Origin of the sequence: Sphingomonas sp. CFBP9019 (assembly GCF_034045155.1) — a bacterium.
Classification (GTDB): Bacteria; Pseudomonadota; Alphaproteobacteria; order Sphingomonadales; family Sphingomonadaceae; genus Sphingomonas; species Sphingomonas aerolata.
In genome coordinates this window covers 261659-283442 of the sequence record NZ_JAXCWK010000005.1, presented here as the reverse complement: position 1 = coordinate 283442, position 21784 = coordinate 261659, and the positions used below count along the sequence as shown (strand labels likewise).

17 protein-coding genes and 1 tRNA gene are annotated in these 21784 nt (G+C 68.3%); 5 read left to right on the top strand and 13 right to left on the bottom strand.

Annotation, left to right across the window (positions count from 1 at the left end):
- Positions 1 to 98: 98 nt before the first annotated feature.
- The 5 genes from SOM18_RS16355 to SOM18_RS16335 all read left to right on the top strand — a co-directional run bounded on the left by SOM18_RS16355 (position 99) and on the right by SOM18_RS16335 (position 6715).
- The gene (locus SOM18_RS16355; RefSeq protein ID WP_052149131.1) at positions 99 to 815 is read left to right on the top strand and encodes a hypothetical protein; all 717 of its coding nucleotides are present in this window, start codon (positions 99 to 101) and stop codon (positions 813 to 815) included.
- 43 nt (positions 816 to 858) lie between these two features.
- A complete protein-coding gene (locus tag SOM18_RS16350; protein WP_042467246.1) occupies positions 859 to 2298 on the top strand; it encodes a family 43 glycosylhydrolase in 1440 nt (479 codons plus the stop codon).
- Between the two features lie 167 nt (positions 2299 to 2465).
- A complete protein-coding gene (locus SOM18_RS16345; RefSeq protein WP_031440984.1) occupies positions 2466 to 4034 on the top strand; it encodes an alpha-N-arabinofuranosidase in 1569 nt (522 codons plus the stop codon).
- A gap of 51 nt (positions 4035 to 4085) precedes the next feature.
- Positions 4086 to 5153: an alpha/beta hydrolase gene (locus SOM18_RS16340; protein WP_031440985.1), complete on the top strand. Its 1068-nt coding sequence runs from the start codon at positions 4086 to 4088 to the stop codon at positions 5151 to 5153.
- Complete coding sequence (locus SOM18_RS16335) at positions 5150 to 6715, top strand: glycoside hydrolase 43 family protein (RefSeq protein WP_320481987.1); 1566 nt, start codon at positions 5150 to 5152, stop codon at positions 6713 to 6715. The genes SOM18_RS16340 and SOM18_RS16335 overlap by 4 nt, the downstream gene beginning before the upstream one ends.
- An 18-nt stretch (positions 6716 to 6733) precedes the next feature.
- On the opposite strand, the gene SOM18_RS16330 is transcribed toward SOM18_RS16335, so the two are convergent.
- The 13 genes from SOM18_RS16330 to nusB all read right to left on the bottom strand — a co-directional run bounded on the left by SOM18_RS16330 (position 6734) and on the right by nusB (position 21579).
- Positions 6734 to 8638, bottom strand: coding sequence for an NPCBM/NEW2 domain-containing protein (locus SOM18_RS16330; protein ID WP_320481986.1), 1905 nt, complete (start codon positions 8636 to 8638; stop codon positions 6734 to 6736).
- Positions 8635 to 11307 carry a glycoside hydrolase family 3 C-terminal domain-containing protein gene (locus SOM18_RS16325; protein ID WP_414712133.1) on the bottom strand — a complete coding sequence of 891 codons (2673 nt, stop codon included), beginning with the start codon at positions 11305 to 11307 and terminating at the stop codon, positions 8635 to 8637. The genes SOM18_RS16330 and SOM18_RS16325 overlap by 4 nt, the downstream gene beginning before the upstream one ends.
- A gap of 41 nt (positions 11308 to 11348) precedes the next feature.
- On the bottom strand, positions 11349 to 13292 hold the full coding sequence (locus SOM18_RS16320) for a sialate O-acetylesterase (RefSeq protein WP_031440991.1): 1944 nt from the start codon (positions 13290 to 13292) through the stop codon (positions 11349 to 11351).
- A gap of 23 nt (positions 13293 to 13315) precedes the next feature.
- On the bottom strand, positions 13316 to 13648 hold the full coding sequence (locus SOM18_RS16315; RefSeq protein ID WP_031440992.1) for a hypothetical protein: 333 nt from the start codon (positions 13646 to 13648) through the stop codon (positions 13316 to 13318).
- Between the two features lie 334 nt (positions 13649 to 13982).
- Positions 13983 to 14058, bottom strand: a tRNA-Phe gene (locus SOM18_RS16310).
- Between the two features lie 53 nt (positions 14059 to 14111).
- Positions 14112 to 14285 (bottom strand): DNA gyrase inhibitor YacG, encoded by a 174-nt coding sequence (locus SOM18_RS16305; protein ID WP_081874320.1) that lies wholly within the window; start codon positions 14283 to 14285, stop codon positions 14112 to 14114.
- Positions 14285 to 15241 carry a ribonuclease gene (locus SOM18_RS16300; protein WP_320481985.1) on the bottom strand — a complete coding sequence of 319 codons (957 nt, stop codon included), beginning with the start codon at positions 15239 to 15241 and terminating at the stop codon, positions 14285 to 14287. Before SOM18_RS16300 ends, SOM18_RS16305 begins: the two co-directional genes overlap by 1 nt.
- Complete coding sequence (locus tag SOM18_RS16295) at positions 15234 to 15803, bottom strand: Maf family protein (protein ID WP_031441080.1); 570 nt, start codon at positions 15801 to 15803, stop codon at positions 15234 to 15236. Before SOM18_RS16295 ends, SOM18_RS16300 begins: the two co-directional genes overlap by 8 nt.
- A gap of 45 nt (positions 15804 to 15848) precedes the next feature.
- Positions 15849 to 16067, bottom strand: a complete 219-nt coding sequence (gene infA / locus SOM18_RS16290; RefSeq protein WP_031441079.1) for a translation initiation factor IF-1 — start codon at positions 16065 to 16067, stop codon at positions 15849 to 15851.
- A gap of 156 nt (positions 16068 to 16223) precedes the next feature.
- Entirely contained in the window at positions 16224 to 17699 is a 1476-nt protein-coding gene (locus SOM18_RS16285; protein ID WP_320481984.1) for a DNA methyltransferase, read from the bottom strand.
- A 175-nt stretch (positions 17700 to 17874) separates the two neighbouring features.
- A complete protein-coding gene (locus SOM18_RS16280; RefSeq protein ID WP_031441077.1) occupies positions 17875 to 20031 on the bottom strand; it encodes a sodium-translocating pyrophosphatase in 2157 nt (718 codons plus the stop codon).
- Between the two features lie 96 nt (positions 20032 to 20127).
- Complete coding sequence (gene thiL, locus SOM18_RS16275; RefSeq protein WP_031441076.1) at positions 20128 to 21015, bottom strand: thiamine-phosphate kinase; 888 nt, start codon at positions 21013 to 21015, stop codon at positions 20128 to 20130.
- A 108-nt stretch (positions 21016 to 21123) separates the two neighbouring features.
- Positions 21124 to 21579 (bottom strand): transcription antitermination factor NusB, encoded by a 456-nt coding sequence (gene nusB, locus SOM18_RS16270; protein WP_031396492.1) that lies wholly within the window; start codon positions 21577 to 21579, stop codon positions 21124 to 21126.
- Positions 21580 to 21784 lie beyond the last annotated feature (205 nt).

Sequence of the window (21784 nt, the reverse complement as noted above, 5' to 3'; positions counted from 1 at the left end):
GTGGATCGACCCGATGCCGTGGCGGAGGGAGAGAGATGACGGGGCTCATCACCGATCGAAGTCGTGCACCGCGGGGATCGCTTGTGCACTGGTCATGCATGCTGTTGCTGGCAGGCCTGTCGCCCGGCACGGCGGCGCAGCCTTTGGCGACGCCGGGTTCGAACGCAATCACCGCCGTGGCGGATCCCCAGACTGCGGCCAGACCGATACCGCCCGAGCTAGCGCCCTATTTCACGGCGGTGTCGGAGGCGACGACGACGCCCGACCGCGACGGCTTTCTGCGCCGCTGGTTGTTGCTCGAACCGATCGCCAAACCCAATCGCACGAACACCGGCTTTACCGCCACCTATGTCCGGCAGGCCCTGACCGCATCCCAGCCGGGGTCGCCGGCCGCAATCCCGAGGGACGGGCAGGTTGAAAAGGCCGCCGCGCCACTGCGCTGGCATGCACTTGATTCGAAAGGGTTCGACGTCAAGCTGTTCGACTTCGCCAAGGCACTGGGGGCGCCGACCTATGGCGTGATATTCTGGGCGGTGACGATCGTCGACAGCCCCCGCGAGCAGCGCAACGTCCGCCTGGCGGTCGGTTCGAACGCGGCATCGATCTGGTGGCTGAACGGCACCGAGGCGGTCGGGCTGTTCAACGACCGTCGCATGGTGATGGACGACGTGCTGTCGGATCGCCTGACGCTGCGCAAGGGACGCAACGTCATCCGCGGCGCGGTGATCAACGGCCCCGGGCTGAGCAGCTTCTGCGTCCGCTTCGTCGACGAAGCCGGCCGCCCGATCACCGATCTGACGACCCATGTTCGATAGCCCCCGTCGCGATACCGCGGTTCGGCAACAGCGAGGTCTCCGGATGCGGTGCGGACTGATCGCGGTGTGCCTCGGGTTTGCGGGCGCAGCGCCCGCCGCCGCGCAATTGGCGGGCGAACCCTTCATTCACGATCCCTCGACCGTCACGCTGTCGGACGGGAAATACTACACGTTCGGCACCCGCGGCGGCGGGCTGGTGTCCGAAGACGGCTGGACCTGGCATGGCGGCCCCGAGCGGCCGGGCGGCGGGGTGGCGCCCGACGTCATCAGGATCGGCGACCGCTATTACGTCGCCTATGCGGTCGGCGGCGGGGGCATGGGGGGCGGCCATGCCAGCCAGGTCAAGATGATGTGGACGCTGTCGCTCGATCCGGCATCGCCGCGCTTCAAGTTCCACGACATCGGCGTCGTCGCGTCGAGTGACGGGGTCGAGACCGCGGATGCGATCGATCCTGCGTTTCTCTACGCCGAGGGTCGGTTGTGGCTGACCTACGGCACCTATTTCGGCCCGATCCGGATGATCGAACTCGACCCGAAGACGGGACTGCGCATGGCGGGCAACGTGCCCGTCGACGTGGCGATCGACATGGAGGCCACCGCGATGCTGTATCGCGACGGCTATTACTATCTGCTGGGCACGCACGGCACGTGCTGCGACGGGCCCAATTCGACCTATCACATTCGCGCAGGCCGGGCGCGCAGCCCGCTTGGCCCCTATCTCGACCATATGGGGATCCCGCTGCTGCGGGGCGGCGGCAAGATGGTCGTCAGCGCGCGCGGTCGCCGCATCGGACCGGGGCATTTCGGACGGATCGCGCTCGCCGGCGGGGTCGAGAAGCTGTCGCTCCATTATGAGGCCGACATGGATCGCAGCGGCCGGAGTGTCCTTGCGATCGAACCCCTGCGGTGGACCGACGGCTGGCCGGTCGTGGGCGAGACGGTGGCGCCGGGCACCTATGAGATCGCCTCCGAGCGCAGCGGCTATGCCTTGAGTCTGGCGACCGATATCGTCCGCATTCCGTTCGACGTTCGCCGCAGTTTCATGGCGGCCGCGACCGATCCGGTCGGGCCGATTCCCGACCAGACGCTGGCACAGGATTCTGCCGACTGGCCACGCGGGCGGATCCGGGTGGATCTGGCGGACTATCTGGTGCGCCCGCATCAGTTGTGGACGATCACGCCGGTGCCCGCGGCGGGGGGCTATTTCGGCGCCCCCTATTACCGGATCGCGATCGCAGGCACGTCGCGCATGCTTGCCGCCACCCCGAACGGGGAGGTCGAGACGATCACCGCCGCCACCGCAGGCGCCGAGCCCCTATGGCAGATCGATCAGCTCACCGACGGCAGTTACCGGATCAAACCGAAGGTCGTGCCCGGGGACGGGCGGGATCTCGCGCTGGTCGCGATCGGTGCGAGCACGCCGACCCTTGCGGCATTCGATCCGGCAAGCCCGGCGGGACGGTGGACGTTCAAGCGACCCTGACACGGCCATCGGTCACCAACCGCGGTTGACGGACGCGTAGAGTCGACTACTCCTACTATTAACTTCAAAAGACGGGGCCTCGCCAAGGGGCCGAAAGGGAGAGCATGAACCGGATCAGTCCTCGCCTCGCACGGTCGTGCGCCATCCGCCCTCGTAGCATGGGACGCATGACCGCAGCGTCGTTGCTCGCGCCGCTGATCCTTGCGGGCACGGCGCTGTCCGGCGGCGCCGCAGCGCAGACCCTGTCGGCGGAGACGGCCAGTGCGACCTTGCAGGCCGACAAGCCCGGCCCGCAGATCCACCGCGACGTGTTCGGGCAGTTCGCCGAGCATCTCGGTCATGGCATCTATGGCGGCATCTGGGTCGGCAAGAATTCGCGAATCCCCAATGACGGCGGCTACCGGCGCGACGTGCTCGCGGCGATGAAGGCGATCAACGTGCCGATGGTGCGCTGGCCGGGCGGCTGTTTTGCCGACGAATATCACTGGCGTGACGGGATCGGCGCGACCAAGGCGCGGCCGACCAAGGTCAATACCAACTGGGGCGGCGTCAACGAGGATAACAGTTTCGGCACGCACGAATATTTCGGGCTGATGGACCGGCTGGGCGGCAGCACCTATGTCTCGGCCAATGTCGGCAGCGCACCGCCCGCCGAGACCGCGCAATGGGTCGAATACATGACCGCGCCGCAGGGTACCACGGTGCTGGCGAAGGAGCGCGAGCGCAACGGCCACGCCGCGCCGTGGAAGATCCAGTATCTCGGCATCGGCAACGAACTATGGGGCTGTGGCGGCAACATGCGTGCGGAATATGCCGCCGATCTGACCAACCGCTATGCCCAGTTCGCCAAGTCCGCGAACGGCCCGATGCTCAAGATCGCGAGCGGCCCGAGCGATTCCAACTATGAATGGACCGAGGCGATGATGCGCATCGCCGGCAAGAATATCGACGGGCTCGCGCTGCATTATTACACGCGTCCGCGCGACAAGAACTGGGCCGACAAGGGGCCGGCGCTGGGCTTTGCCGAGCGCGAATGGGCAAGCACCATGGCGCACACGCTGCAGATGGAGGAGTTCATCACCAAGCATTCGGCGATCATGGACAAATATGATCCTGCCAAGCGCGTGATGCTTGCGGTTGACGAATGGGGGACATGGTACGATCCGACGCCGGGCAGCAACCCGGGCTTTCTCGAACAGCAGAATTCGGTGCGCGATGCGGTCGTCGCGGGGCTCAACATCAACATCTTCGCGCGCCATGCCGACCGGGTGAAGATGGCGGCGATCGCGCAGATGGTGAACGTCCTGCAGGCGATGCTGCTGACCGACGGCGCCAGGATGGTGAAGACGCCGACCTATTGGGTGTTCGACCTGTACAAGCCGTGGCAGGGCGCGACCTCGCTGCCGATCACGCTGACTTCGCCTTGGTATCACAAGGACGAGGTGGCGGTGCCCGCGGTCAGCGCGTCGGCGGTGCGTGACGCGGCGGGGCAGGTGCATGTCGCGCTGGTCAACCTCGACCCCAATCGGGCGATGCCGGTCTCGGTCGCGATGACGGGGTTGCAGGCGACCCAGGCGAGCGGCCGGATCGTCACCGGTCCGACGATGGACGCGCATAACAGCTTCGATTCGCCGGATGCGGTGACCCCGCAGCCCTTTGCCGATGCCCGGATCGCGGGCGGGACGCTCAGCGTGACCGTCCCGGCAAAGTCGGTGCTGGTGCTCGATCTGCGCTGACCGGCCGGCCGGGCATGACGTGTTCGGCAGTGACGATGGATGGGGGATGCGATGCGGAGTCGTGGTGGAACGTGGCTGCTGGGTGCGGCGCTGGGGCTGGCATCGATCGGGAGTACGGGCGCGCAGGTGAAGACCCCGGCGCCCGCGGTCGTGGCAGGCGCGAAGGCCGTCACGGTCGAGCGCATCACCGTCCATTCCCCCGCCATCACCGGCAATCTGGAGGGGAATAGTCCCGACCGCGCGGTCATCGTCATCCTCCCGCCCGGCTACCGGACCAGTCCGGGCAAACGCTATCCCGTGGTCTATGCGCTGCACGGCTATTCGATCGGCGTGGAGCAATGGATCGGCGAGATCCATGTGCCGCAGACCATCGAGGGGGCGTTCGCCAGGGGCGTCCGCGAAATGATCGTCGTGCTGCCCGACAGCAAGACGGTGCACAACGGCTCCTTCTATTCGCGGTCAGTGACGGTGGGCGATTTCGAGCGCTTCGTCGCGCACGACCTGGTGGCCTATGTCGACGCACATTACCGGACGATCGCGGATCGGCGCAGTCGCGGCCTCGCGGGGCATTCGATGGGCGGCTATGGCACCGCACGGATCGGGATGAAGCATGCCGATATTTTCGGCGCGCTTTACATGATGAGCCCCTGCTGCCTGTCGACGCGCGCGCTGGGCACCCCCGATGCGGCGATCGAGGCCACGATCCGGGCGCTGAAGTCGCCTGCGGACGGCGCGACGCTGCCCTGGGGCGTACGGGCGCAACTCGCGACCGCCGCCGCCTGGTCGCCCAATCCCAAGGCCCCGCCGCTCTATCTCGACCTGCCGGTCAAGGACGGCCAGCCCCAGCCCGACGTGACCGCGCGCTGGGCCGCCAACGCCCCGCTCGCCATGCTCGACCAATATGCCGGCGACCTGCGCCGCTATGCCGCGATCGGGATCGACGTGGGCGACCGCGACGGATTGAAGGACGACGCGGTCAAATTCCACGAGGCGCTCGACCGCTACGGCATCGCCAACCGCTTCGCCCTCTATCCGGGCGATCATACCAGTGGCGTCGCGGGACGCGTGCAGGACCAGATGATGCCGTTCTTCGCGCGCGCGCTGGCGTTCGGCAAATGAAGGCGGGATCGGCAATCGCCGCAGCCCTGCTCTTCGCGACCGCGGCCTCGGCGCAGGTCTGGCGATCGGATCAGGGCGATGGCAGCTACCGCAACCCGGTGCTCTATGCGGACTATCCGGATCCCGACATCATCCGCGTCGGCCGCGACTATTATTTCGCGTCGACGACCTTTGCGAACACGCCGGGGATCACGATCCTGCACAGTCGCGACCTGGTGAACTGGACGATCACGTCGCATCTGGTGGCGCGTCTCGAGGGTCGGCCGCAATATGACCTGGTCGGCGGCAACGCCTATCGCAAGGGGCTCTATGCCTCGAGCCTGCGCTATCACGCGGGCACCTATTATCTGGCGAACACGCCGGTCGGGCAGAATACGCGGATCTGGTATGCCAGGGACGTGCGCGGCCCGTGGCGCTACCACGAGCTCGATCGCCAGGCGTTCGATCCCGGCCTGTTCATCGAGCCCGACGGCCGCGCCTATCTCGCCACCGCGAGCACCGCCGACGGGACGATCACGCTGTTGACGCTCGACCGCGCGCTCGCGCACGTCACGGCATCACGCAAGATCCATTATATCAAGGGGGCCGAAGGGTCGAAGCTGCTGCGGCGTGGCGACTATTATTATCTGTTCAACGCGCTGCCGCCCCGGCTCGCACTCTCCGTATCGCGGTCGCGCAGCCTGTTCGGGCCGTGGGAAACCCGCGACCAGATCGACGACACGACCGGTGGGCATCAGGGTGCGCTGGTCGATCTGCCGGACGGGCGCTGGTTCGGGTTCGTGATGGAGGATAGCGGCGCGATCGGGCGGATGACCAATATCAGCCCGGTCTTCTGGCGCGACGACTGGCCGATCTGGGGGACGCCCGCCGCGCCAGGCCGCGTGCCGCGTCAGGCGGCCAAGCCGATCGCGGGCCATCGCTTTGCCGAGCCCGCGACGTCGGACGATTTCGGCGGGCGGCGGCTCGGGCTGCAATGGCAGTGGAATCATAATCCCGACCCGGACCGCTGGTCGCTTGCCGCACGCCCCGGCTGGCTGCGATTGCGCCCGACCGTGGCGAAACGCTTCTGGTCCGCGCGCAACACGCTGACGCAAAAGGGGCAGGGGCCCGCGAGCCGCGGCGAGGTGAAGCTTGATATCGCTCGTCTCGCGCCCGGCGATCGTTGTGGTTTCGGCACGCTGGGGCAGATCAGCGCGAACCTGACCGTGACACGCGACGCGAACCGCCGCGCCCGGATCGCGATGGAGGTGACGACGGACCGGGTCGAGGGGGCGCAGACCGAAACCCGTGCCACCACCGACCTGCCGCCGGGCGATACGGTGTGGCTGCGCACCGACATGGATTTCACGACGAGCCGGGGCCGGGTTGCCTATAGCGCGGACGGTGTTCGCTGGACCGGGCTCGGCGGTGACTTCCCGCTCGCCTTCGCATGGCAGACCGGCACGTTCCAGGGCGAGCAGTTCGCGCTGTTCTGCTACGCGCCCGCCCGCAGCACCGGCTGGATCGACATCGACAGCTTCCGCCTATCGCGACTGGCACCGGCTAGCGGCGCGCCACGATAGGCGAAGGCGGGTCGCGGTTTATCGCAGCAGCGCCGCCTCCGCCCAAGCGACGGGCTGCGCCGCGGTCGCGATGCTGCTGCGGGCGACCAGTTCGACGATCCGCACCCCCTTGATGTCCGCGCGCAGCGGCGCGGCGGCCATGCCGAACGCCATCGCCGGGGAGGTCGCGAGCAGGCGCCCGTCCCCCCAGACCTCGAACGTGACCGTGCCTGCCTTGGGGGTGCCGGAATCGTTGACGCCGACCTTCGTTGCGAAGCGCGTGAACCCGGTATTGCGCACCTCGAGACGCGACTGGCCGAGCACGCCGAGCCCCGTGTCGAAGTCCGTCCCGGCGATCCGCAACAGCTTGCCATAGGGTGCCCGGTCCGCCTCGGCCCCGCCCCAGCCGCCATATTGCGGATGCTCGCCCGGCCCGTGCGTGCCGATCCAGGGGGTGATCGAATGGTGGATGGTTGGATCGGCCTGGGGCGACGCCACCCCGTCGACCGCTGGATTGACGCGTCCGGTCTGTTCGGAAAGATAGAGCCCGTCGGCAAGGCGCCGGGTGCCCGCGGCGCGGAACACGCGCGTCTCGTGCGGGGCCAGCGACAGGGCCATATCCTTGCGGAAGCTGCTGTCCGCCTTGCTCCACAGGTCGCGCAACCGGACCTCGATATCGGGGCGCAGCTTGAGATGCTCGGCGGTCAGCGTCGCCTTGGCGGGCTGCGCGGTCCGGTTGACGACCGCGACGCCCTTGCTGCCGTCGGCCAGCGTCTTGACGAGGATCTGCGCCTCGTCCGAGTCATAGGCGAGCACCGCCTGGTTGCCGGCCGGGTCCTGGTTCAGCGCGACGATGTCGGCATTGCCGAAGATCGCGAGCAGATCGGGCGTCAGCTTGCGCAGGTCATAGCCGATGATCAGCGGCGAGTTCAGCATTGCCCAGAGCGTGAAATGCGCCCGCGCCTCGACGAGATGGCTGCGATCGAAATCACCCGACCCGATGAACAGCATGTCCGCATCGTTCCACGACCCGGGATGCGCATAGAGCGCGCGGTGCGTGACGGTGTCCATGTTGGTCAGCATGCGCGGCCAGAGCGGCTGGATGTCGTCGCTGGTGCGCGAGGTGTTGCCGACGTCCTTGCCCCAGGCCCGCACGTCGCCCGCGCCCCAGAGGCACAGCGAATAGACATAGGGACGTCCCGCCGCCTCGGCGCGGATCGCCGCCCCGACATCTTCGTAGAGGCGGCGGATACCCGCCACGTCGGACCGGCCGAGCGACTGCATGTCGACCAGCGGCGGCAGCGCGCGATACAGGCCCGATCGCACGCGCGGCGCATCCGCGGGCAGCCCCCGGATACCGCAGGCATCGACCTTGATGAAATCGAAATTCCAGTCGCGGAAATAGGTCTTCATGTCCTGATCGACATGGCCGTAGAGCCCGACTTCGCGTTCGGCGACGCTGCCTTCGGGCTGGTTCTTGAAATCGGGGGTGTAGATCTGTCCGCAGCTGTTGCGGCCGATGTCCGAATAGATCCCGGCCTTCAGCCCCATCGAGTGGAGCCGGTCGGTGAGCGGGCGGAAGCTCGTGTCGGGGCCGGTCGCCGCAGACGGGAAGTGGCTGGTACGGATGATCATCCGTCCGTCGGGCTGGCGGCGCTTGAGCCACCAGCCGTCGTCGATATTGACGTAGCGATAGCCGAGCGTCACCAGCTTCGTGTCGACCAGCGCCTGCGCGGAGGCGAGCACCTTCTCCTCGTCGACATCGCTGTTGAACGCGTTCCACGAATTCCAGCCCATCGGCGGGACGGGGGCGTGGCCATCGGCGTTCGCGCTCCACCGGCCGGTCGCCGCAAGCGGATCGCGCGGGGCGGCGTGGGCGGCCGAGGCGGCGGCACCGGCGAATGCGAGCGCGGTGCCGAGCAGCAGGATCGAGCGGGCGATCATAGCGGCAGCGCTGCGGAAGCGCGCGCGGTGAAGCGTGTCGTCGCGCCCGGAACGCCGGTGCCGGGCTGGCCCGACCCCAGCGTCACGCGGTACGTGCCGGCGGCGACCGATCGCGTGCCGTCGAGTGCGACCGAACTCAGGTCGCGCGGCGACAGGTCGAAGCTGAGCATGCGGGTTTCTCCCGGGTTGAGGTCGACGCGGCGAAATCCGCGCAGCGCGATCCGCGGCGTGCCCGGCCGGTCGGGAAAATCGAGGTAGAGCTGCGCAACTTCGGCGCCCGCACGCTTGCCGATATTGCGGAGCCGCGCGGTGACGCGGATGCCGGTCTCCGCCCCGCCCGGCGCGGGTTCGACCCGGATCGCATCATAGGCGAAGCGCGTGTAGCTGAGCCCCGCCCCGAACGGATAGACCGGCGTGCCGGTGAAATAGCGATAGGTGCGTCCGGCCATCGCATAGTCGCCGAACGGCGGCAGATCGGCGACGCTGCGGTAGAAGGTCAGCGGCAGCCGGCCCGACGGATTGGTCCGGCCGGTCAGGATATTCGCCGCGGCGAGCCCGCCCTGTTCGCCCGGGTACCAGGCCTCGAGGATGGCGGCGGCGTGATCCTTGGCCCAGGCGAGGTTGATCGGGCTGCCGTTCATCGCGACCAGCAGGATCGGCTTGCCCGCGGCGCGCGCCTGTTCGAGCATCGCGATCTGGTCGGCGGGAAGGTCGAGTGTGGTCTTGTCGCCGCCGGCGAAGCCCGGGACGCTGACGCCGGTTTCCTCGGCTTCGAGATCGGAGGTGAGGCCGACGACCGCGACGACGATGTCGGCCGCCGCGGCGGCGCGTTTCAGCGCGGCGCTCGGATCGTCCGATACGCGTTTCCAGACGAGATCGCCGCCACCGCCGTCGACCTCGATGCGGTAGCGTCGCCCGGCGGTGAGCGTGAGCGTCTTCATCCCGGGCAGATCGTTCCAGCGCGCCTTGCGACGGTCCGACACGACCACCCCGTCGACCGCCAGCACGCCGCCCGCCCCCGACAGGCCGAGGCGATAGGTGCCGGTTTCGGGGGGGATGAGGAATCCGGTCCGGATCGTACGGTGCACTTCGGCGACCCCGGCCAGCGCGAGCTGACGGTCACCGACATCGGGCTCGATCCGGGTCACGACGGGGGTGTCCCGATAGCGCACCGCCGCGACGATCGCGTCACGCGTGCCGGGGGCAAAGGCGGCGGGCAGCGGGGTGACCGGGTTGTAATAGCGTGCGAGCACGCCCGGCTTGCCGTCGGGGGTCTGCAGCGCGGTGGTCGGAACGCGGTCGCCATCGGTCACCGATTCGCCGAACGGGACCAGCGTGATCCGCTCGGCGCCCAGCGTCGTGCGCAGACCCTCGACGATCGAGACGGGCGGTCCCGACAAGGGCGATGCGTAATTGCCGCGCAACACGCGCGTCGCGTCGCCCAGCGGCCCGATCACCGCGACCTTCGTCCCGGCGCGCAGCGGCAGGACGCCATCATTCTTCAGCAACACCATCGACCGTTCGGCGGCGGTCAGCGCGAGCCGGCGATGCTCGGCGGCACCGACCGCGTCGACCGGCACCGCCGCGGGCGCGCCGGCCAGACCGGGCAGATCGCCGGTGCGGTATCGCGCCGCGAACAGGCGGACGAGGCTGCGGTCGATGTCGGCCTGGGTGACGAGGTCGCGCTGCAACGCGGTGCGATAGCGGGCGTCGAGCCCCGCCGTGTCGCTCAGCGTATCCCCGCTGCACTCATTGTCGACACCCGCGCGCAGTGCCGCGGCGACCGCGGCCGCGCCGTCAGGGGCATATTTGTGGTTGTCGGCAATGTCCTTCACCGCGTCGCAATCGGATACGACATAGCCCGAAAACCCCCAGGCGCTGCGCAGATGCGTCTTGAGCAGCGGGTCGCTGGCACAGGCGGGCTGACCGTTGATTCGGTTATACGCGCACATGACCGACCCCGCCTGTCCGTCGACGATCGCTGCGCGGAACGCCGGCAGGAACGTATCCTCGAGATCGTGCGCAGAGACATAGACATTGGCCTGGTGCCGGGTGGCTTCCGGCCCGCTATGGACGGCGAAATGCTTCGGCGTGGCGATGACCTGCGGGCGCTCGGGATCGGGGCCCTGCAGGCCGCGGACGAAGGCGACGCCCATCGCCGCGGTCAGGACGGGATCCTCGCCATAGGTTTCCTGGCCGCGTCCCCAGCGCGGATCGCGGAAGATGTTGATGTTGGGGGACCAGCTGTCGAGCCCGGTTCCGATATGCCCGACCCGCCCGGTTTCGCGCGCGAGCGTGTGGAGCCCGCGGACCTCGGTGCTGATCGCGCCTGCTACCGCCTGGACGAGCGGCGCATCGAAGCTGGCGGCCAGACCGATCGGCTCGGGGAAATTGGTCGTCGCGATCGGCCCCAGCGCGCCGTGGAGCGATTCCGTCCACCAGTTATAGGCCGGAATGTCGAGCCGCGGGATTGCGGGCGCGACGTTGAGCAGTTGGGGCAGCTTCTCGTCCGCGCGAAGCTGCGCGACGAGCGCGGTGGCCATGACCGTGGCCTGGTCGGGCGCGTTCGGGCTGGTCTGCGCAGCGACCGGGGCCGCGACGAGCACCATCGCAAGCGCGAGCGACGGGCCGATTGCCGCGCGCCGGGTGGGCATCATAGTCTTGCGCATCATCGTCTCCCCCATGCTCGCCGGACGTCGCCGCCGGCGCGTCACGATAGCGGCGTTTCGAACGGGCCGACGGGCAGCCCCGCATCGTCGACCAGGTTGATCGCGGGCGCGTCCGACCAGGCATAGCGGACCCGCGTGACGGGCTGGCCGTCGCCGGGCAGCGTCACCTGCGTGCCGACGACCGTGCCGGATGCGTAGCGACAGCTTGCAGCGGCGGCGCCGCACATCTCGAACCCGATCGCCTCGCGCGCGCTTTTCGCGTGCAGCGCGCCGGTCACGCCGGAAAAGTCGAGCGCGACGCCACCACCGGCGGCACGCTGCGCACGGGCGAGGGCCGGGCCCGAGGGTGCGATCCGTTCGCCATAGACCGTCGCCCGCATGACCTGGGCAAGGCGTTGCCCCACCGCATGCTTTTCGCCCGGATGGATGTCGAGCGCATCGCCGATGTCGAGCGTGACCGCGACGCCGGCGTGGCGGTCCGCGGCGGCGACGCGACGTTGCGCATCGCGCACGGTGGCCCAGCCGCTCTCGCCCGGCGCAAAGGACGGTGCGCCGTAGCCGGCGAGCTGAGCGATCGCGAAGCCGGCCTGCGGGCTGCCGAGACGCGTGCGCCAGTCGGCGATCAGCGCGGTGAGGCGCTGATCATAGCCCGGAATGCCGGTGTCGGACTCGCCCTGATACCAGGCGATCCCGGCGACGCGCGTCCGGCCAAGCGGTGCGATCATCGCATTGTAGAGCGTCCCGGCGCCGTTGATGTCGTCCCACGGCACCCGGGGGGCGGAACCCGCGATCCGCTGTGCCTTCGCATAGCGCCAGCCGTCGCCGAGCGGCACGCTGCTCCCGTCCCCGAAGGTGATCCGCATCGTGTCCGCAGGACCGGTCATCCCGCCATAGGCATAGACGTCGTCGTCGTTGACGGTGATGACGTTGCGCCCGGCCTTCAGCGTGCCGACGGGCAGCGCATAGACGCGCGATTGTGCGGCGAGGCTGCTGCCGCCGACACCGATCCCGTTGACCCAGGTCCGGTCGGCATCGTCGATCGTCCCCAGCACGAGCGTGGCGGGACCGCGCGCCTGTTCGGCGGTGATCTCGACGCTGCGCTGATACCACAGCATGCCGTTGTAGCTGGCGAGGTCGGCGATGCCCCAGGTCTCGAAATTGGTCATCGCGGGCACCGCCTGCCAGTCGAGCGCGGCGCCGGGTTGCCACGGCTCGCGGCCGACGGCGTCGCCCGATCCGGTCCGCCACCATGCCTCCCACAGCGTCATCGCACGCCGGTTCGCCGCCCCGGGATCGCGCGCATAGAGCGCCAGCAGATCCGCCTGGTCGCGGAGCCCCGCCTGGCGCAGCGCGGGGTCGCTCATCCACGCGCTGATCCGCGATCCGCCCCAGCTCGCATGGATCGCACCGATCGGCACGGCCGCGCTCCGCCGGAGCGCCTGCGCCATGTAGAAGCAGGCCGCGGAGAAGGCGGGCTGGCTCGCCGGGCCGGCGACGGTCCAGCGTACCGCATCGTCGAGCCGCGCGACGGGCGTCGCGGCGGCGCGCTTCGGGATGGTCAGCAGGCGCAGGCCGGCGTCGACGGGGGCATGCGCGTCGGGGATCAGGTCCTGCGCCTCGCTGACCGCCAGTTCCATGTTGCTCTGGCCCGAGCAGAGATAGACATCGCCGATCAGTACATCGTGCAGCACCGCCGCACCGCTCTGCGCCGCAATCGTCAGATCATAGGGACCGCCGGCGTCGAGCGCGGGCAGCTCCGCGGCGAAGCGGCCTGCTCGGTCCGCCTTTGCCGTGACCGAACGCCCCGCCAGCGTGATCATCACCGTCTCCCCCGCCGCAGCGTCGCCGGTCAGCGCGATCGGCTGACCCCGCTGGATCACCGCGTGATCGGTCAGTACGCCGTCAAGACGCGGGGCCGCGAGCGCGGCCGACGCGCTGCTGGCAAGAAGGACGGCAATGGCAAGACGGGCGGGCAGGCGTGGCATGATTCGATGGGTCCTCTGGCAGGTCAGACGGGCTGGAGCCCGGAGCGAACGAAACGGTGGATACGATCGCGGTGGTGAGGCGGGCTGGCCACCAGACGGCGTGTCGGGGCGTCGTTTTCGATCGAGCCGGGCATCACCGCCGTGCGTGCGCGGAGGCTGACGACTATGTCGTTACCAGCGCCGTCTATCGCGGGCAGGGGTAGCGTGTTGCTCTGAATGGCAGTGTCGTGCGCGAAGGCGGGCAGCGCGCACGTCAGTGCGGCAACGCTGATCACGTGCGCGACTGCAGGGCCACGGCGGGCGAGCGTCGGGCTTTGGGCCGCAACGGTGGAAGCAGCAGACGTCGTCGAGCCCATCCTTGCCTCCCCTCATGGGTCGCATTGCCTCATCGTGCGTGAGGCATGGGCGACCGAATTGCATGTCTCCGACTTCAGACGGAGATGCGCAATTTAGCATTTGCGATAGCGCTCACACTAACCCGGATGTCGGGCTTTGCAAGTATTTGTCGGAGTGAATCCAAAACAGCTCTCAAATGCCAGAGCGCCATGCGATGTGGAGCACAATTGACAAGACTATGGGCTGGATGGCCGCCCGGGCGAGGCTGGACCATGAACGGCATGATGCGGCGGCTGAACGCACGTGAACGCCTGCCGCAAAGTACGGTTCGGCGTTGCAATATCAGAAGAAAAATGGTGCCCGGAGACGGGGTCGAACCGCCGACACTGCGATTTTCAGTCGCATGCTCTACCAACTGAGCTATCCGGGCATCGTCCGATCGGGATCGGATGAAGGGCCGATCGTGCGATCGGAAGGGCGCGTTTAGTCGGGCTCTTCACCGCTGTCTAGCCCCGTTTGCGATATTGCGCGGCCGGGGATGCGATAGCCCTCTCCGAGCCATTGCAGCAGGTCGCGGTCGCGGTGCCGACTCGAGCAAAAGGGGGCGTAGCCGGGGACGGCGGGCTGGCCGCAGATCGGGCATTTCACGGCGGGCATCAACGGCTCTCCAGATCGTGGACGACGCCCGTACGACGGGCGAGCGTCGCCAGCCAGTCGGGGTGCGCCATGAGGCGGGCATGGACCGCGGCGGGCAGCGCATGGCGCCGCGGGGCGGTCGGCGGGGTGCGCTCGAGCGTGCGCAACGCCGCGCGGGCGGCGGCGCCGACGGGATCGGCGCGGAGGATCTCGGGGATCGACGCGCGGGCGCGCGGGCGGATGATCTGCAGGAAGCCGAAGCCGTTGACCGCGGTGCGCTCGAACGGGGGCGGCAACGACGCGTCGATCGCGGCGGCGACGGCGCTGCGCTGCGCCTTGCCGGCGATGGTGGGGAAGTCGACGCCGATCGAGCCGCCGATCCCGTGGCGGCGGATCGCGCGCGCGACGGCGTGCGCGGCGGCGACCGCCAGCGCGTCGAGCGGCGGCGCGCCGTCGACATCGAACAGCGTCATCGCCGGCGTCGGGGACAGCCGCAGCGCGCCGAGCAGGAAGACGATCTCGCCGCTCATCGCCTCGTCGAGCAGTTCGGACCAGCCCGCGGCTTCCAGCGCGTCGGGCTCGTGCGCGCGCGGGGCATGGATCGGCAGGCCGGTCGCGACGAGACGGTCGTACAGCGTCAGCGCGGCGCAGTGCGACCGGTCGGTGGCGTTCGCCTTGGCGAGCTTGGCGCGGCCGGCCTCGGGCAGGGCCTCGCGGACGATCTCGACGGTCAGGCTGGCGCCCTGCGTGATGCCGGGCGGCAGATGGCTGACCAGCGCCTCGCCGCCGTCGAGCGCGACGCGGCCGCGCCCGCCGCCCAGCGCCTCGACGAGGCGTGCGCGCGCGACATGGCCGACGCGTAGCGCCACGTCGTCGCGCTCGATCAGTGCCTCGACGATCTGGTCATTCTCGACCAGCGCGGCGCGGTCTTCGCCGATGCCGGCTTCGTAGAGCCAGACGGGACCGGGTTCAGGCAAGCGCGAGACCGGCGGTCTTCAGCAGCGCGCGGGTTTCGAACAGCGGGAGCCCCACGACTCCCGAATGGCTGCCCGAGAGAAAGCGCACGAACGCCTCCGCGCGGCCCTGGATCGCATAGCCGCCCGCCTTGCCGAGCCCTTCGCCGCACGCGATGTAGTCGTCGATCTCGGCGCTCGAGAGCGGCTTGAACGCGACGATCGTGTCGGCGAGGCGGGTGCGGACGGTGCCGGCGGCGTCGATCACGCAGACCGCGGACAGGCAGTGATGACGTCGCCCGGACAATTTGCCGAGCAGGTCGCGCTGGATGTCGGGCGTATCGGCGGGCGGCAGGATGCGGCGGCCGAGCGCGATGGTGGTGTCGCCGGCGATGACGATCTCACCCGCCGCGCGATCGACCGCGCATGCCTTCTCGACCGCGAGACGCAGCGCATAGGCGCGCGGCACTTCGGCCCGGTGCGGGCTTTCGTCGATATCGGGGGACGCCACGCGCGACGGCACGACGCCGAGCCGCGCCAGCAGGTCGCGGCGGCGGGGCGAGGAGGAGGCTAGGACGAGCACAATTGCCTCGATCTTGCTGCACGACCGCGGACGACCCGCGGCCAGCGCTTATTTGAAGCGGTAGGTGATGCGACCCTTGGTCAGATCATACGGGGTGAGCTCACACAGCACCTCGTCGCCGACCAGCACGCGGATGCGGTTCTTGCGCATCTTGCCGGCGGTGTGACCGAGAATCTCGTGGTCGTTTTCGAGCTGTACCCGGAACATCGCGTTGGGGAGGAGTTCCACCACGCGGCCGCGCATCTCGAGCAGTTCTTCCTTGGCCAAATATAATCTCTGAATTGGGGGAATTTCGGGACGAGCGCCCTTACCGCAGCTTGGCGAAAAAGGAAAGCACGCCCGAAAGGCGCGCATGGCCCTTATGCCCATACGCGCCCCTCAGACCTGGATGTCGGTGTTCGCCGCGTCCGAAACAAGGGCGCGTCACAGCAGCCCGGGCTGTGTGCCCGTGGCTTCGCGCGCGGCACGGCGGAAGGCGGCGCGGTCGACATTGGGGATCCGCGGCCGCTTGCCCTGGAACAGGTCGGCGAGCGTGAGGATCTGAAGCCGCGGGAACGTCTCGTCGACGCCGGCGCGGTAGATGCCGACCGCGGCGGCGCGGCGCTCCATCTCGCGCGTGGGCCTGGCGTTCATGATCAGCACGCCGATCGGCGCCTTTTCGCGCGCGATCGTCGCGGCGAGCGTCTCGACCATCGCGACATCGGGATTGAGCCCGCCCTTGACCGAGACGATCGCGCGGTGCGTGACCATCTTTCCTGCGGCGACATCGTGATCGTTGAAATAGATGAGCCCGTCGATCCCGCCATCCGCCCCCTTCTTGCGGCCGCCGAAGGGGAGCGCGTCGACCAGCGATACCGCCCACCACTGGAACTGGTATTTGTCGCGCAGCGCCAGATCGCGTGCGGAGGCGAGGTCCTTGGGGGTGCCTTCGACCGTGAAGGTGACGCGGGGAAACGCGTCCTTCATGCGCTTTTCGATCAGCGAAATGGCGAGATGCGTGATGTCGATCCCAATCCATTGCCGGCCCATTTTCTGCGCGGCATGGACCGCCGTGCCGCATCCACAGAACGGATCAAGCACCACGTCGCCTTCGTTCGACGACGCGCCGATGATGCGTTCGAGCAGGGCCACCGGCTTCTGGGTCGGATAGCCGAGACGCTCCCGCGACACCGGGGCGATGATAGGAATGTCCCATACGTCGTTCATCGCGACGCCTGGCGACGTGCCGCTCTCCTGCGTGGGATTGCGGGTTCCGTCGGGAGCGAAGGTCACTTTCTGCATCGCCCCGCGCCAACGTTTGATCGAACTCGCCGACGGGGGCATCGTCAGAACGTTGAACAGATTGCCCGTTTCGGTCTTACTGTAGAACAGCAGGCAGTCGTGCATCCGTTGAAAGCGGTGGGAGACCGTCGGCCAGCGCCGATAGCTCCAGATGATCTCGTTCTGAAACTGCCGTTTGCCGAACGTCGCGTCGAGAAGAAGTTTCAGATAGTGGCTCGCGGTCGGGTCGCAGTGGAGATAGAGGCTGCCGGTCGGTTTCAGGACGCGGTGCAGTTCGAGCAGCCGCACTGCCATCATCGCCAGATACGCCATCATGTCATTGTCGCCGAGAAACCCGCGCATCGCGTTGAGCAGGTCGAATGCCTTGGTGTTGCCGCTGCGCGCGACCTGGTCGAAGGCTTCCTCGGCGCTGTCGTTCCAGTGCCAGCTGTCCTCGAACGCCTCGATCTGCGCGTTCGAGGCGCGGCCGTCGGGTTCCTTGAACAGGATGCCGTAGGTGGCGTTCGAATTGAACGGCGGGTCGAGATAGATCAGGTCGACGCTCTCGTCGGCGATCTCCTTGCGGAGGACGGCGAGATTGTCGCCATAGAAGAGGTGGTTTTCGGGGCGGTTGCGCATCGGGGCAGGATGCGGGGGCAAAAGCCGGTCCGTCCAAGCCAGATGCATCCGCGGACGGTCTATCGGGTCCGTTACGGCGGTATTGGCGGGGGGGTGTTACGGAGGGGGCAGCGCGTGCCGCCCCCTCCGTCAGGCTGCACCTGCTACCTCCCCCTTGCGGGGGAGGATCGTCGGGTCAGCCCACCCCGCCGCCCGCGAGTGCGGCGAGCAGCAGCAGCGCGACGATGTTGGTGATCTTGATCATCGGGTTCACCGCCGGGCCGGCGGTGTCCTTGTAGGGATCGCCGACGGTGTCGCCGGTCACCGCGGCCTTGTGCGCCTCGGATCCCTTGCCGCCGTGGTTGCCGTCCTCGATATATTTCTTGGCATTGTCCCAGGCGCCGCCGCCGCTCGTCATCGAGATTGCGACGAACAGACCCGAGACGATCACGCCGAGCAGCATCGCGCCGAGCGCGGCGAAGCCCGAGGCCTGGCCGGCGACCGCGGTGATGATGAAATACACCGCGATCGGCGACAGCACCGGCAGCAGCGAGGGCACAATCATCTCGCGGATCGCCGCCTTCGTCACGAGATCGACGGTGCGCGCATAATTGGGGCGGCTGGTGCCGAGCATGATGCCGGGATTGTCGCGGAACTGCGCGCGGACCTCCTCGACGACCGCGCCCGCCGCGCGACCGACCGCGGTCATCCCGAACGCGCCGAACAGATAGGGGAGCAGCGCACCGAGCAGCAGCCCGACGATGACGTACGGATTGCTGAGGCTGAAATCGACCGTGACCTGCGGGAAATAGGTCGCGAGGTCGGTGGTATAGGCGCCGAACAGGACGAGTGCGGCAAGCCCGGCCGAGCCGATCGCATAGCCCTTGGTCACCGCCTTGGTGGTGTTGCCGACCGCGTCGAGCGCATCGGTCTTCTGCCGGACGTCATCGGGCAGGCCCGCCATCTCGGCGATCCCGCCGGCATTGTCGGTGACCGGGCCATAGGCGTCGAGCGCGACGACCATGCCCGCCTGGGCGAGCATCGCGGTGGCGGCAAAGGCGATGCCGATGATCCCGGCGAGCTGGTAGGCGACGATCACCGCGACGACGATGACAAGGGTGGGCAGCGCGGTGGATTCGAGGCTGATCGCGAGCCCCTGGATGACGTTGGTGCCGTGGCCGGTCTCGGATGCCCTGGCGATCGACTGGACCGGGCGGTGGTTGGTGCCGGTATAATATTCGGTGATCCACACGATCAGCCCGGTGACGACCAGCCCGATCATCATCGACCAGAACAGGTCCATGCCGGTGAAGCTCTGCGTCAGCGACGGCGCGGCCTGGGTGGTCAGGTCGTCGGTCGCGGGATCGAGATAGCCTGCACCGCCGATCACGCGGTGAAGGTCGCCGAGCACATATTGCGTGGCGAGGTAGATGGCGGGAATCGACAGGATCGTCGAGGTGAAGAAGCCCTTGTAGAGCGCGCCCATGATGCTGCCGCCGCCGAGCCGGACCATGTAGGTGCCGATGATCGAGGTGACGATGCACACGCCGCCGACGAGCAGCGGGAGCGTCATCAGCCGCATCAGCTCGGCGCCGCTGGCCTGGATCAGCAGCGCGATCGAGATCATCGTGACGCCCAGGGTGACGACGTAGGTCTCGAACAGATCGGCGGCCATGCCCGCGCAGTCGCCGACATTGTCGCCGACATTATCGGCGATGACCGCGGGGTTGCGGGGATCGTCCTCGGGAATGCCCGCCTCGACCTTGCCGACCAGATCCGCGCCGACGTCCGCCGCCTTGGTGAAGATGCCGCCGCCGAGCCGCGCGAAGATCGAGATCAGCGAGGCCCCGAACGCGAGCGCGGTCAGTGCCTCGACGATGATCCGGTCGTTGGGCGCGTGACCCGCGGGACCGGTCAGGTACCAGAAGAAGGCGCTGATCGCGAGCAGCCCGAGCCCTGCGACGAGCATGCCGGTGACCGCGCCAGAGCGGAACGCCATGGTCAGCCCGGCCTGGAGCGAGGTGCGCGCGGCCTCTGCGGTGCGGACGTTCGCACGGACCGAGATGTTCATGCCGACATAGCCCGCGACCCCCGACAGCACCGCGCCGATGACGAAGCCGATCGTCGAGATGACACCGAGCGTGGCGAGCAGGATGACGGCGACGATGACGCCGACGATCGCGATGGTCGTGTACTGGCGGCCGAGATAGGCCTTTGCGCCCTCCTGGATGGCGGCGGCGATGTCCTGCATCTTCGCATTGCCGGGGGAGGCGGCGAGCACCTGCCGACTGGTGACGAAGCCATATAGGACGGCGATGACGCCGCAGATCATGGCCAGATAGACGGTCGTCATACGGCACTATCCCTTTTTTCAGTTCCTCCCCGGTCTCGGCTTTGCCGAGTCCCGTCCAAGGAACCTATCAGTGCAGGGGTATTGCGCAAGCGACCGTCAGGCGCGGTGCTCATAGCCTAGACTTGGCGGCAGCGGGACGGGCGTGCCGGCATCGTGAAGGACCAGCCCCGATCCCGTCAAGAACGCCCCTATTCGGGTGGCATCGGTGGCGAAATCTTCGGGCGCGGCGAACAGCAGCTGATAGTCGTCGCCCGCGATCGCCGCCGCGACCCGATCGCCCGAAACCCTGAGATAGGCGGCGGAGAGGGGGATGGCGGCGAGATCGATCGCGACAGCGAGGCCGCTCGCCAGCGCCATCCGCGCGGCGTCGATGAGCAGCCCGTCGGACACGTCCATCATCGCATGGACGTGGCGGGCGAGGCGGCGGCCATCGGCAAGCCGGGGCTGCGGGCGGCGGTACGCGGCGAGGAGTTCGGCCGGGCCATTCCTGCCGAGCGCGATAGCCAGTCCCGCGCCCGCATCGCCGATCGTGCCGGTGACGTAGAGCGCGTCCCCCGGCTTTGCGCCGGCGCGGGCGGGGGCGGCGGCGTCGCTGCCGAACGCGGTGACGGTGAGGATGCGGGGTGCTCCCGGGGGGAGGGTGACCGTGTCGCCGCCGATCAGCCGCGTGTCATGGGCCGTAAGGACGTCGGCGAGGCCTTCGAGAAACGCGCGGTCCCATGCGTCGTCGCCGAGCGGGTAGTTGAGCAGGATGCCCTCGGGGACCGCGCCCTTGGCGGCGAGATCGGACAGGTTGGTCGCGACGAGCTTCCACGCGACATCCTGCGCGGGGTCGGTGGGGAGGAAATGCACGCCCTCGACCAGCGTGTCGGTGGTGACGACGAGCGGCCCTGCGTCGAGCAGCGCGGTGTCGTCGTTCAGGCCGCGCGCTGCGGGGTGGAGCGGGAGGCGGCGCAGGGCTGCAATGAACTCGGCTTCGGTCATGTCCTCCGCCAATACAGCAGCGTCATCCTGACGAAAGTCAGGACCCAGAGTAACGAACGCTCCGTCCTGTTACTCTGGGTCCTGGGTCAAGCCCAGGATGACGATAGATTACGCCCGGACCTCTTTCGCGATGCCGTCGAGCAGGCCGTTGACGAAGCCCGATTCGCGCTTGTCGTAAAAGGCGTGCGCGACGTCGACATATTCGCTGATCACCGCGGCGACCGGCACGTCCTTGCGCGCCAGCAGTTCGTAGGTGCCGACGCGGATGATCGCCTTCATCGGCTTGTCGAGGCGGGCGAGCGTCCAGCCCTTGGCGAGCTTGCCCTCGATCAGCAGATCGATCTCGCCGCTGCGGGCATTCGCACCGGTCACGAGGTCGTCGAAGAAATCGACGTCCGCCTCGGCATATTCGACGTCTTCGATCGTCGCGCCGAGCCGGTGCTGATGGAATTCGTTGAGCAGGACGGGCATCGCGGTGCCCTCCATCTCATGCTGGTAGGTCGCCTGGACGGCGGCGAGTCGCGCGGCGGCGCGTGCCTTGGTGCGGGGAGCGGTTCTGGACATAAGCGGTTGCCTGTACGCGCGGGGGGGCTGCGTGTCAGCCCTTCGCGTTTCGGGCGTGTCTAAGCGAAGAAGATTGGTTCGCGCGGAGACGCGGAGACGCGGAGGTGTCGAACTTGCCGCGCAGCGGCCCTCCAATCACCTGCTGGTGATGATCGGAGCGGCTGCGCCGCATACAACATCTCCGCGCCTCCGCGCCTCCGCGCGA